Raw genomic sequence first — 12,289 nt, forward strand, 5'->3', positions numbered from 1 at the left:
CTCACCCCCGGAAGGCTCCCGCCATGTCCCAGTCCGCCACCCCGCCCGTCGTCCTCGCCGAGGTCATACGCTCGGGCTTCACCGAGGGCCGCCACCACGGCTCCCTGGTGCTGCTCGCCGCCGACGGCTCGGTGGAGTTCGCGCTCGGCGACCCCGACGCGCCGGTCTTCCCCCGGTCGACCGCCAAGCCGTTCCAGGCGGTGGCCACGCTGCGGGCCGGGCTGGCGATCGAGGGCGAGCTGCTGGCGCTGGCCGCCTCCAGCCACTCCGCGGAATCGTTTCACCTCGACGGTGTCCGGACCATCCTGAGCTCCGCGGGGCTCGACGAGTCCGCCCTGCGCACCCCTGCCGACCTCCCGCTCGACGAGACCGAGGCGGAACTGCTGCTCGGCTCCGGCGGCCGCCGCGCCCCCGTCCTGATGGACTGCTCCGGCAAGCACGCCGGCTGGCTGGCCGCCTGCGTCGCCAACGGCTGGGACACCGCGAGCTACCTCGACCCCGGGCACCCGATCCAGCGGCTGGCCCGCGAGGCCCTGGAGGAGGGCACCGGCGAGACCGCCACGCACGCCGGGGTGGACGGCTGCGGCGCGCCGCTGCTGGCCGTCACGCTGACCGGCCTGGCACGCGGCTACCGCGGCCTGGTGCTGGCCGCCGAGGGCACGGCGCCCCGCCGGGTGGCCGACGCGATGCGCGCCCACCCCGAGTACGTGGCCGGCACCCGCCGGGCCGACACCTGGCTGATGCGGGCCGTCCCCGGCGCGCTGTCCAAGATGGGCGCCGAGGCCGTCCAGGTGGTGGCGCTGCCGGACGGGCGGGCGCTCGCCTTCAAGATCGACGACGGCGGCGAGCGGGCCCGCGGTCCGGTGCTGGCGGCCGCGCTGCGCCGGCTCGGGGTGACCGGCGCGGACGAGACCGTCGAGCGGATCGGGGCGGCCCCGCTGCTGGGCGGCGGTGCCCCGGTCGGGCAGGTGCGGGCGGCCTTCTAGCGGCCTCCGCGGCCTCCCTCGGCCGCCCCGGGGTGCGCCGGCGGCCTCCCCGGGGCCTGCCAGGGGCCTGCCGGCGGCCTTCCAGGGGATGCGGGGAGGCCGGAGGCGGCCGTCGGCGTGCGGGCGGAGCGGCGGCGGTGCACGGTGGACCGGGGGCCGTCGCACAGCTGAGGGAGTCCGCCATGACTGACCACGTGTACCGGGTGACCGAGATCGTCGGATCCTCGACCGAGAGCGTCGACGCCGCGATCCGCAACGGGGTGGAGCGGGCCTCCCGGACGCTGCGCAACCTCGACTGGTTCGAGGTGACGCAGGTCCGGGGCCACCTGGAGGACGGCGGGGTGAAGCACTACCAGGTCGGGCTGAAGCTCGGCTTCCGGCTGGAGGACTGAGCCCGCTTCCGCGGCCCGCCCAGGCCCGTCCGCAGCCCCGCCGCGCCGGCCCCGCGCCCGGTCAGCGTTCGGGCAGCACCAGCGGCACCCCGGTGCGCGGGTGCGCCAGCACCTCGACCGGGTGGCCGTACACCTCGCTGAGCAGCGGGGCGCGCAGCACCTCGGCGACCGGCCCGTCCGCGACCGTCGCCCCGGCGTTCAGCAGTACCACCCGGTCCGCGTAGGCCGCCGCCAGGGACAGGTCGTGCAGCACCACGACCACGCCGTCCCCGGCGGCGGCGCGTTCCCTGGCGACCCGCAGCACCAGCTCCTGGTGGCGCAGGTCCAGGGCGGCGGTCGGCTCGTCCAGGAGCAGCAGCGACGCGCGCTGGGCCAGCACCCGGGCCAGTGCCACCCGGGCCCGCTCGCCGCCGGACAGCGCGGTGAACGGGCGCCCGGCGAAGGCGGCGGACTCGGTGGCGGCCATCGCCTCGGCGACCACGGCCTCGTCCTCGGCGGCGGACGCCGTGCCGGTCCAGGGGGCGCGGCCCATCCGGACCACCTCGTCGGCGGGGAACGGGAAGGACAGCGCGGCGGACTGCGGCAGCAGCGCGCGGTGCAGGGCGAGCTCGGCGGCGCCGTAGCCGGCCAGCGGGCGGCCGCGCAGCCGGACCTCGCCGCCGTCCGGCCGGACGTCGCCGGCCAGGACGGACAGCAGGGTGGACTTGCCGGCGCCGTTCGGCCCGAGCAGCGCGACCACCTCTCCGGCGGCGACCCGCACCGACGCGCCGTCCAGCAGGGCGCGCCCGCCGATGGTCAGCCGGACGGTCTCGGCGGTCAGCAACTCGGTTCCGGGCAGGGGCCGTTCGGGCACCTGCCGGGGGGTTCGCAATCTCATGCCCAGCCTCCCTGCCGACTCCTGGTCCGGCGCAGCAGCCAGAAGAAGAACGGACTGCCGATCAGTGCGGTGAGCACCCCGAGCGGCAGCTCGGCCGGCTCGGCGACGGTGCGGGCGGCGAGGTCGGCGGCCACCAGGACCAGCGCGCCGCCGAGCGCCGAGGCGGGCAGCAGGAAGCGGTGGCCGGGCCCGGCCAGCATCCGCAGCAGGTGCGGGACGACCAGCCCGACGAAGCCGATGATGCCGCTGACCGCGACGGCCGCGGCGGTGAGCAGCGCGACGACGGTGATCAGCACCAGCCGCATCCGCTCGACGTCCACCCCGAGGTGGCGGGCCGGGCGTTCGCCGAGGGCCAGCAGGTCCAGCTTGCGGGCGTACAGCGGGGCGACGGCCAGGCCGACGGCGGCGAACGGCAGGACGGCGAGCACCTTGCCCCAGGTGGCCTGGGAGAGCGAGCCGAGTTGCCAGAAGGTGACCTGGCTGATCGCGGCGGAGTCGGCGGTGAACAGGAAGATCCCGATCAGCGCGCCGCAGAAGGCGTTCACGGCGACCCCGGTGAGGATCAGCGTGACCACCTCGGTGCGGCCGCCGGAGCGGGCCATCAGGTACACCGCGAAGACGGTCAGCAGGCCGCTGGCGAAGGCGAAGGCGGTGATCGTCCAGCTGCCGAGGGCGTCCAGGCCGAGCACGATGCAGGCCACCGCGCCGACCGCGCCGCCCGAGGAGACGCCGATCACGGCGGGCTCGGCCAGCGGGTTGCCGAACACGCCCTGCATCAGCGCCCCGGCGCAGCCGAGCGAGCCGCCGACGAGCAGGGCGAGCACCACCCGGGGGAGCCGGACGTTCCACAGCACCGACTCGGGCACCCGGTCCAGGGCGTGCCCGCCGAGGCCGAGCCGGTGGGCGGCGGAGGCCAGGATGTCACCGAGCGGGATGCGGTAGGCGCCGATGCCGGCGGCGAGCAGGGCGCAGAGCACCAGGGCGGCGGCGAGCCCGGCGGTGATCAGGGTGGTCCTGCTGACGGCGGGCGCGGTCTTCGCCCGTACGGCGGTGGTCACTTGGCGTCCGCCGGGTAGAGCTGGGCGGCGATCTCGCGGAGCACCTGGGGGGTGCGCGGGCCGTAGCTGAGCAGTTGGCCGTCCTCGATCGAGACGATCCGGCGGTCGAGGCCGGCCGGGGTCTGGGCGACGCCGGGCAGCTTGAGCAGGCCGTCGACGCCGCCGACCGAGTCCAGGCCCTTGCTCATCACGAGGATGGCGTCGGGCGCGGCCTTGACCAGGGCCTCGCTGGTGAGCGGGGTGAAGTCGCCGGTGAGGCCGGCGGCGGTGCCGGCGTCCTGGCCGCCGACCGCCTCGATCAGCGAGCCGGCGCCGGAGGCGGGCCCGCCGAGCAGGTAGACGGAGGCGCTGCCGCGCAGGTAGAGGAAGGCGACCTTGGGGTGGCGGGCGGCGGCCGGGGCGGCGGCCCTGGCCTCGTCGATCCGCTGTTCGGTGCGTTCCTTCAACTGCCGTCCGGCGTCCGGGACTCCGAGGGCGGCGGCGACGGTGTCGATGCGCGGGCCGACGTCGGCGAGCCGCTTGGCGTCGTCCAGGACGAGCAGCGGGACGCCGGCCGCGCGGATCTGCGCGATGGCCTCGGCCGGGCCGGTGGAGCGGTCGGCGAGGACGACGGTGGGGTGCAGCGACAGCACGCCCTCGGCGGACACGTCGTGGGCCTGGGTGATCACCGGCAGGGCGGCGGCCTGCTGGAAGGTGGTGGAGACGTCCCGGGCGACCACCTTGGGGCCGAGGCCGAGGCTGAACACCAGCTCGGAGAGGCTGCCGTTGAGCGGGATGATCCGCTCGGCGCTGGTGACGGTGACCTGGCGGCCGTCGACGGAGGCGGTGGTGGCCGGGAGCTGCGGGACGGGCTCGACGGGCAGCGGTTCGACCGCGTCGGGGGCCCGGGAGGAGCTCGCCGCGGCCGCTCCGCCGGCGGTGCCGGACGGGCCGCAGGCGGTGAGGGCGAGCAGCAGGCCGAGGGCGAGCAGCAGGAGGGCGGGCCCGCGGGCCGCCCCGGTTCGGATCGTACTGCTGCTCAACGCGCTTCCCTTCACTGGGAGTTGTCGCCGCTCTGGTCCTGGTGGAGGGGTCGCGGCGGGACTCTTGACTCATATATTAGGTTAGCCTTACCTGAGTTCCGCAAGGGGGTCGGCGCCACGCCCGACCCCTCCCTTGCCGCGTCCTTCACCGCCACTGACCGCACCTCGCCGAGGAGTGATCCGCCGTGCCCCTGTCCAGCCGGCTCCGCCGTCTGGCCGCCACCCTGGTGGCCGCCCTCGCCGCCCTGCTGGCGGTGGGCCTGTCGCCCGGCCCGGCGCACGCGGCGGAGGGCAAGGTCGCCGGCGGACGGCTGGACTGGGGCATCAAGCAGTCCTTCCTGACATACATCACCGGGCCCATCGCCAAGGGGAGTTGGACGCTCAACGGCGGCGCGGCCACGGTCGGCGGCAGCACCTTCCGGTTCCACTCCGCGACCGGCGGCTACGACCCGGCGACCGGTGCGCTGACCGCCGCCTTCTCCGGCGGGGTCCGGTTCACCGGGCACCAGGAGAACGGCGCCAACGCGCTCGACCTGAGCCTCGGCCGGCTCACCGTCCGGGCCGTCCAGGGCGGCGCGGCCGGGCTGTACGCCGACGTCAGCAGCAAGTCCAAGGACACCGGGCAGGTCAGCAGCGCGAGCCAGGCCAAACTGGCCGAGCTCTCACTGGCCGGCGTCGACCTGCGCGGCGCGGCCGGCACCCTGACGCTCAGCAACGTGCCGGGCACCCTCACCGACGCCGGGGCCAAGGCCTTCGGCAACTTCTACCCCGCCGGGACGGCCCTGGACCCGCTCACCCTCTCGGTCAACCTGCCCGCCGCGCAGCCGACTTCGTCGACCCCGTCGCCGACCGCCGCGGCCACCCCCTCGGCGGCCGCCGTGCCGACGCCGTCGGCGACCGCCGAGACCCCGACCGCCCCGCCCGTCGCCCAGGCCCCCGCCCGGACCGAGTTCGCGAACGGCGCCCTCGACTGGGGCGTGCGCCGCACCTTCCGCGACTACGTCACCGGCGCGATCGCCCAGGGCCGCTGGGAACTCGGCGCCGGCGCGGCGGACGGCGGCGCCTACTTCCGCTGGACCCCGGCCAAGGGCGGCTACGACCCCGCCAACGGCGACCTCACCGCTGCCTTCACCGGCACCGTGCGCTTCACCGGCCTGCGCAGCGGCGACACCTACGGCCTGGACCTCACCCTCGCCAACCCGGGCGTCACCGTGGCCGGAGGCCAGGGCCGACTGGTCGCGGACGTCTCCGGCCGGACCCCGGACGGCGCCACCCAGCAGCTCACCGGCGTCGAGCTGGCCGCCTTCGACCCGGCCGGCCTCAAGCCCGAGGGCGGCCTGCTGAAGGCCGTCGAGGTGCCGCTGAAGCTCACCGAGGGCGGCGCCAAGGCCTTCGGCGGCCTCTACCCGGCCGGCACCGAGATGGACCCGCTGAGCTTCGCCGTCGCGCTCGACCCGGCCGCCGCGCTGCCCCCGCTGCCCGACCTCGGCAGCGCCCCGGCCACCGCGCCGAGCGCCACCGCGACCCCCGCCACCGGCCCCTCCGCCGCGCCCGTCGCCGCCGCCTCCTCCCCGGGCGGCTTCCCGGTGGCGGCCGTGGCCGGCGGCGCCGTGCTGGTGGCCGCGCTCGCCGTGACCGGCGGCCTGCTCGTCCGGCGCCGCCGCGCGGCCGCCGCGTCGGGCGCGGGCGCCGACGGCGGCCCCGGTGCCGCGCCGGGCCCCGGCGACGCGGCCTGACACCCCGGAGCGTCCCCCCGCTCCCTCCCCCCGCCCCATCCGAACGGAGTACCCACCATGTCCCGCAACCGCACCCGGCTGGCCGCCCTCGCGGCCGCCACCGCCGGCCTCGGCCTGACCGCCCTCGGCGCCCCCGCACTGGCCTTCGGCGCGGGTGGTCCCGGCAGCGTCACGTACGACACCGGCTCGCTGGACTGGGGCGTGAAGGCCAGCTTCCGCAGCTACGTCAGCGGCCCGGCCTCCCAGGGCGGCGCCATCGAACTGACCGGCGGCGCCACCACCAACGCCGACGGCACCTTCCACTTCGGCCTGGCGAACGCCACGTACGACCTCGCCACCCACGCGCTGAGCTCCTCCTTCACCGGCGGGGTCCGCTTCACCGCCCACCACGGCGCGCTGGACGTCGCCCTCAGCGACCTCAAGGTCACCACCGCCGGGACGACCGGCACGCTCACCGCCGACACCGCCTCCAAGGAGTCGATGGGCGCCACCGAGGTCACCCGACGGGACGACGTGCCGCTGGTGACGTTCACCGTCGGGCGGGACACCACCACCGGGGTGCCGACGGCGGCGAAGCTGACCGAGCAGGGCGCCAAGGCCTTCGCGGGCTTCTACGCGGCCGGGGCGGACATGGACCCGCTGTCGCTGCTGCTGAAGCAGAGCCCGGCGACGCCGTCGCCGACCGCCACCGCTTCGCCGACGGCCCCGACCCCGACGTCGACGCCGTCCGCCACGGGCACGCCGACCGCCTCGCCGTCCGCCACCGGCACGCCGACGGCCACGCCCTCCGCCACGCCGTCGGCCACCTCGACGCCGTCCGCGACGCAGTCGCCGAGTGCCACCGCCTCGCCGTCCACGAGCGCCACCCCGTCCGCGACCGGGACCCCGGCGCCCACCGGCGCCCCCGGCCGGCTGCCCGTGCTGAACGGTACCCTCGACTGGACGGTCAAGGAGAGCTTCCGCGCGTACCTGGCCACCCCGATGGCGAGCGGCAAGGTCGAGTTCGGCGGCGGCGCGGCCGACTACCGCTTCGGCGGCGCCACCGGCGGCTACAACACCGCCGACCACTCGCTGACCGCCGCCTTCGACGGCTCGGTCCGCTTCCTCGGCCACCCCGGCAAGGACGGCTGGGCGCTCGACACCACGCTCTCCAAGCTGGGCCTGACGATCGACCAGGGCGGCGCCTTCCTGACCGCCGACGTGAACGGCAAGTCCCCCGACGGCAAGGCGACGTCGCTGAGCGGCGCGCGGATCGCCAAGCTGGACGTGCCCGCCTCCGCCCTGAAGCCGGTCAACGGCGTGGTGACGCTCTCCGGCGTCCCGGCCACGCTCACCGCCGAGGGTGTCCCGGTGTTCTCCAACTACCCGGCGGGCACGGCCCTGGACCCGGTCAGCGCCACCCTGGCGTTCGACAAGGACGCCAAGCTGCCGGCCACCCCGCCGACCGCCGGGTCCGGGTCCGGTGCCGGTGCCGGTGGCGCCAACCAGCCTGCCGGAGGCCAGGGTTCGGGCACCGGCACGGTCGGCGGCGCCTCGCTGACCACCGGCGGCGGCCTGACCGGTGCGGGCAGCGCGGGCGGTGCGGGCGGCGTGCTGGCCGCCACCGGTTCGGAGACCCCGGTGGTCCCGCTGCTGGCCACCGCGGCCGGTCTGCTGCTGGTCGGCGGCAGCGCCACCGTGCTGGTGCGCAACCGGCGCGGCGCGCGCTCCTGACGCACCCCCGGGACGCGCGGCGGCCCCGGCGAGCAACCGCTCGCCGGGGCCGATCCGTTGGCGCACCCGGGCGGGTGCGCCTCAGGAGAAACGTTCAGGCGCTCAGGGGGTAGCGCGCGTCCAGGTCCCGGAAGACCGCGCCGTTGAGCACGAAGGCCCGCTTGCACTCCTCGACCACCCGGCGCCGCTCCACCTCGTCCATCGCCAGCCCGGCGGCGTCCAGCCGGGCCCGGTACTCGCGCTTGAAGGCGGCCGGATTGTCGACCTCCTCGAAGACGTAGAACCGCACGCCGTCGCCCTTGCGCTCGAAGCCCCAGGTCTTCTCGGCGATGCCGCGGATGATCTGACCGCCGGACAGGTCGCCCAGGTAGCGGGTGTAGTGGTGCGCGATGTACCCGGCCGGCCACGTCTCGGCCAACTCCTCCACCCGCGCGACGTACGCGGCGGTGGCGGGCAGCGGCGCCAGGCCGTCCCGCCAGTCCGGCCCGCGCAGGTGCGCCAGGTCGCGCTCGATGGCGGCGGTGCGCAGCAGCGCCCGGTCGATGAAGGGCCCGGCGAGCGGGTGCTCGGCCAGGTGTCCGGCGCGGTTCTCCAGGGCCCGGTAGACGTACCAGAGCTGGCCGGTGAGGTCGGCGTAGGCCTCGACCCCGAGCCGTCCGCCCAGCAGGTGGCTCATGAACGAGGACTGCTCCGCAGCCTCGTGCTCCTCGCTGCTGGCGGTGCGGAGCGCGGTGGAGAACGGGACGGGCTCGGGCGTGGGCATGCGGCCTCCAGGATCGGATTCGGCCCCGACTGTTTTGGTTAGCCTAACCTAACAAGCCGCCTTGCCGACAGGCTGTCGGCAAGACGGCCGCGCCCGGCCCCGGACACGGCGAAGGCCGGGGCCCGCGGACGAATCCGCGAACCCCGGCCTCCGGCTGCCCCGACCTACCTCGAACTGCTCAGAACTATCTGATCGAACGAGATCGGAACGACGGCTCAGTGACCGCCCTGCTCCGCCAGACGCTTGATCGAAGCGGTGACCTCGGCCTCGGCCTCGGCGCGGCCGACCCAGTTGGCGCCCTCGACGGACTTGCCGGGCTCCAGGTCCTTGTAGACCTCGAAGAAGTGCTGGATCTCCAGGCGGTCGAACTCCGACACGTGGTGGATGTCCCGCAGGTGCTCCCAGCGCGGGTCGGTGGCCGGAACGCACAGCAGCTTGTCGTCGCCGCCGGCCTCGTCGGTCATCTGGAACATGCCGATGGCACGGCACTTGATGAGGCAACCCGGGAAGGTCGGCTCGTCCAGGATCACCAGCGCGTCCAGCGGGTCGCCGTCCTCGCCGAGCGTGCCCTCCACGTAGCCGTAGTCGGCCGGGTAGCGGGTCGAGGTGAAGAGCATCCGGTCGAGCCGCAGCCGGCCGCTCTCGTGGTCGACCTCGTACTTGTTACGAGAGCCCTTCGGGATTTCGATAAGGACGTCGAATTCCAACGGTTCCTCCAAGGTAGGGACTGACAGAATCCAAGTGTCTCCTACGGGAGTGAGTGCTCAGGAAAGGGGCCGGTCGGTGGGAACAGGGGTCGGGGCGGCGCGCCGCCGCAGGGGGACGGCCGCGGGACTGTTCGGAGCGGCCCTGCTGGTCGCCGGAACGGTCCTGACCTCGGGCGGAGCGTACGCGCAGCCCTCCCCGGGCCCCGGCGGCCACAGCACCGAGCACGGCGAGGGCGACGGCCGCGACGGCGGGAAGGGCGGCCGGGGGAGGGGCGACGGCAAGCCCAGGCCGGGCGACACCCCGGCCACCCGCCCGGGCGAACAGCTCACCGCCCCCGGCACCACCGGCGGCTCCACGCCCACCGGCACCGGCTCCACGGGCCCCACCGGCTCGGCCCCCGCCCCGGGCGGCGGCGCCCGCCCGGCCCCCGCCCCCGGCGCCGTCCTGGCCACCGTCGAGGCCGGCGGCCCCGCCGCCGCACCCACCGCCCAGGGCCTCCAGCAGGCGCTCGCCGCCGCCGTCGCCGACAAGAGCCTCGGCACCGTCACCTTCGCCGTCGCGGACGCCGCCGACGGCCAACTCCTGTACGGCTCCGGCGAGAACACCCCGGCCACCCCCGCCTCCACCACCAAGCTGGCCACCGCGATCGCGGCCCTGTCGCTGATCCCCGGCGACACCCGGCTGACCACCCGGGTGGTCCGGGGCGCGGACCCCGGCACGATCACCCTGGTCGGCGGCGGCGACCCGACGCTCACCGCACTGCCCGCCGACCAGGTCCAGATCGGCGGCCGGGCGGCCGACGCCGACACCGCCCCCGCCTCGCTCGACGCCCTGGCCCGGCAGACCGCCGCCGCCCTCAAGGCCGCCGGCACCACCACCGTCAAGCTCGACTACGACCTGTCGATGTACGCGGGCAACCCGCAGCACAAGAACCACGACGGGCAGAACATCGCCCTGGTCGTCCCGTTGATGGTCGACGAGGCCAAGGTGGACCCCAAGAGCCGTGACGATGCGCCGGCACGGGTCGCCGACCCGGCCGGGAAGGCCGCCGAGATCTTCGCCGCTCTGCTCAAGGCCCAGGGCGTCACCGTCGACGGCACGGCCAGGCCCGCCGCCGCCCCGGCCGCTTCCGCCGCCCCCGTCCTCGGCCGGGTGGACTCGCCGACCGTCGCCCGGCTGGTCGAGCGCATGCTCACCACCTCCGACAACCAGATCGGAGAGGCGATGGCCCGTCAGGCGGCCCTCGCCGCGGGCCAACCGGCCAGCTTCGAGGGCGCCGCCACCGCCGTCACCCGGGAACTCGCCAAGCTCGGCGTGCCGATGGCGGGCGTGTCCCTGAACGACGGCAGCGGACTGCACCCGGGCAACGCCGTCCCGCCGGCCGTCCTCGTCCGACTCCTCGCCCTGGCCGCCTCCGACCAGCACCCGACCCTGCGCCCGGTCCTCACCGGCCTGCCCATCGCCGGCTTCACCGGCACTCTCGGCAAGCGCTACGGCACCGGCTCGGGCGCCGCCGACGCGGCCGGCCTGATCCGTGCCAAGACCGGGACCCTCAGCGGCGTCAACACCCTCGCCGGCACCGTCGTCGACGCCGACGGCCGCCTCCTCGCCTTCGCCGTCATGACCCGCACCACCGCCCCCGCCGACACCGCGCGCGCCGCCATGGACCGCATCGCCGCCCGCCTCGCCGCCTGCGGCTGCCACTGACCCGCCCCCGCCCGCCCGCGGCCCCCGCCCCGCCGGGGGCGGGGTGAGGGTGTTCGTGGCGGGTGGCTGCCGCTGGTGGGTGGGAGCACGTACGGTGAGGGCATGACGAGCGCGAGTGGCGGTGCTGGCATGGTCGACTGGAATCTCGCGGTCGCAACCGCGACCAGGTTGGTGCGGCCGGGGCCGGAGGTGAGTCGGGCGGAGGCGGCGGCCGTGGTCGCCGAACTGCGCCGGCACGCGCTGGAGGCCGAGGAGCACGTCCGGGCGTTCACGGGGATGCGGTCGAGCAGTCTGACGGCGGCCACCGCGACGCCGGTGCTGGTGGTGGACCGCCCGGGCTGGGTGCGGGCGAACGTGGCCGGCTTCCGCACGGTGGTCCAGCCGCTGGTGGAGAAGCTCCAGGCGCGCCGGGCGAGCAGCCCGACGGCCGGGGTGTTCGGCGCGGTGGGGGAGAAGGCCACCGGGATCGAGGTGGGCGCGCTGCTGGCGTTCCTGTCCGGGAAGGTGCTCGGCCAGTACGAGACCTTCGCCCCGGCGGAGCCTTCGCTGGAGGCCCCGGACAGCCCGGCGGCGCTGTTCGACAAGCCCCGGCTGGGGCCGGAGGGCCCGGGGCCGGGCCGGCTGCTGCTGGTGGCGCCGAACATCGTGCACGTCGAGCGGGAGCTGGACGTCGACCCGTCCGACTTCCGGCTCTGGGTCTGCCTGCACGAGGAGACGCACCGGACGCAGTTCACCGCGGTGCCGTGGCTGCGCGACCACATCCAGTCCGAGGTGCAGTCCTTCCTGGCGGAGACCGACGTGGACCCCGGCGCCCTGCTGGAGCGGCTGCGGGACGCGGCGGGTTCGCTCGGCGGCGGGCTGCCGGGTGCCGGGGGCCGGGACGGCATGCCGTCGGCGGGGCTGATGGAGGTCGTCCAGTCGCCGGCGCAGCGCGAGATCCTGGGCCGGCTGACGGCGGTGATGTCGCTGCTGGAGGGCCACGCGGACGTGGTGATGGACGGGGTCGGCCCGGCGGTGGTGCCGACCGTGGCGGAGATCCGGGAGAAGTTCCAGCAGCGCCGGGACCGCGGGGCGAACCGGCTCGACCTGCTGTTGCGCCGGCTGCTCGGGATGGACGCGAAGCTGCGCCAGTACCAGGACGGTGCGGTGTTCGTGCGCGGGGTGGTGGAGCAGGTCGGCATGGAGGGCTTCAACCGGGTCTGGACCTCCCCGAACACGCTGCCGACCAAGGAGGAGATCCACGATCCGGCCGCCTGGGTCGCCCGCGTCGCCCGCTGAGGCGGGCACGGACGGGGCTCGGACGGGGCTCGGACCCCAAGCGCCGGGC

General features: G+C 75.8%; 11 protein-coding genes. 6 read left to right on the forward strand and 5 right to left on the reverse strand.

Annotated features, from left to right (window positions below; all coding sequences use genetic code 11):
* Positions 1–23 precede the first annotated feature (23 nt).
* Both AB0P03_RS31730 and AB0P03_RS31735 read left to right on the forward strand, forming a co-directional pair.
* The gene (locus AB0P03_RS31730) at positions 24–986 is read left to right on the forward strand and encodes an asparaginase (protein ID WP_363586565.1); all 963 of its coding nucleotides are present in this window, start codon (positions 24–26) and stop codon (positions 984–986) included.
* Between the two features lie 182 nt (positions 987–1,168).
* A complete protein-coding gene (locus AB0P03_RS31735; protein WP_063348261.1) occupies positions 1,169–1,378 on the forward strand; it encodes a dodecin in 210 nt (69 codons plus the stop codon).
* Positions 1,379–1,439: 61 nt separating this feature from the next.
* Here the strand turns inward: AB0P03_RS31735 and AB0P03_RS31740 are convergent, their stop codons facing one another.
* From AB0P03_RS31740 to AB0P03_RS31750, 3 genes are read right to left on the reverse strand one after another with little or no spacing between them, the layout of a single operon-like run.
* A complete protein-coding gene (locus AB0P03_RS31740) occupies positions 1,440–2,255 on the reverse strand; it encodes a heme ABC transporter ATP-binding protein (protein WP_363586566.1) in 816 nt (271 codons plus the stop codon).
* On the reverse strand, positions 2,252–3,313 hold the full coding sequence (locus tag AB0P03_RS31745; RefSeq protein WP_363586567.1) for an iron ABC transporter permease: 1,062 nt from the start codon (positions 3,311–3,313) through the stop codon (positions 2,252–2,254). Before AB0P03_RS31745 ends, AB0P03_RS31740 begins: the two co-directional genes overlap by 4 nt.
* Entirely contained in the window at positions 3,310–4,269 is a 960-nt protein-coding gene (locus tag AB0P03_RS31750; RefSeq protein ID WP_363632103.1) for an ABC transporter substrate-binding protein, read from the reverse strand. The genes AB0P03_RS31745 and AB0P03_RS31750 overlap by 4 nt, the downstream gene beginning before the upstream one ends.
* 251 nt (positions 4,270–4,520) lie before the next feature.
* Here AB0P03_RS31750 and AB0P03_RS31755 point away from each other — a divergent pair, with 251 nt between their 5' ends.
* Positions 4,521–6,071, forward strand: coding sequence for an HtaA domain-containing protein (locus tag AB0P03_RS31755; protein WP_363632088.1), 1,551 nt, complete (start codon positions 4,521–4,523; stop codon positions 6,069–6,071).
* A gap of 57 nt (positions 6,072–6,128) precedes the next feature.
* A complete protein-coding gene (locus AB0P03_RS31760) occupies positions 6,129–7,784 on the forward strand; it encodes an HtaA domain-containing protein (protein WP_363632090.1) in 1,656 nt (551 codons plus the stop codon).
* Between the two features lie 94 nt (positions 7,785–7,878).
* Here AB0P03_RS31760 and AB0P03_RS31765 read toward each other — a convergent pair whose 3' ends face one another.
* Together AB0P03_RS31765 and AB0P03_RS31770 are read right to left on the reverse strand one after the other, a co-directional pair.
* On the reverse strand, positions 7,879–8,547 hold the full coding sequence (locus tag AB0P03_RS31765; protein ID WP_363586572.1) for a biliverdin-producing heme oxygenase: 669 nt from the start codon (positions 8,545–8,547) through the stop codon (positions 7,879–7,881).
* Positions 8,548–8,762: 215 nt separating this feature from the next.
* Complete coding sequence (locus AB0P03_RS31770; protein WP_063348256.1) at positions 8,763–9,254, reverse strand: inorganic diphosphatase; 492 nt, start codon at positions 9,252–9,254, stop codon at positions 8,763–8,765.
* Between the two features lie 76 nt (positions 9,255–9,330).
* Here AB0P03_RS31770 and dacB point away from each other — a divergent pair, with 76 nt between their 5' ends.
* Entirely contained in the window at positions 9,331–10,962 is a 1,632-nt protein-coding gene (gene dacB, locus AB0P03_RS31775) for a D-alanyl-D-alanine carboxypeptidase/D-alanyl-D-alanine-endopeptidase (RefSeq protein WP_363632091.1), read from the forward strand.
* Positions 10,963–11,064: 102 nt separating this feature from the next.
* Positions 11,065–12,240: a zinc-dependent metalloprotease gene (locus AB0P03_RS31780; protein WP_363586574.1), complete on the forward strand. Its 1,176-nt coding sequence runs from the start codon at positions 11,065–11,067 to the stop codon at positions 12,238–12,240.
* Positions 12,241–12,289 lie beyond the last annotated feature (49 nt).

Source organism: Kitasatospora sp. NPDC088779 (genome assembly GCF_040685395.1).
GTDB lineage: Bacteria > Actinomycetota > Actinomycetes > Streptomycetales > Streptomycetaceae > Kitasatospora.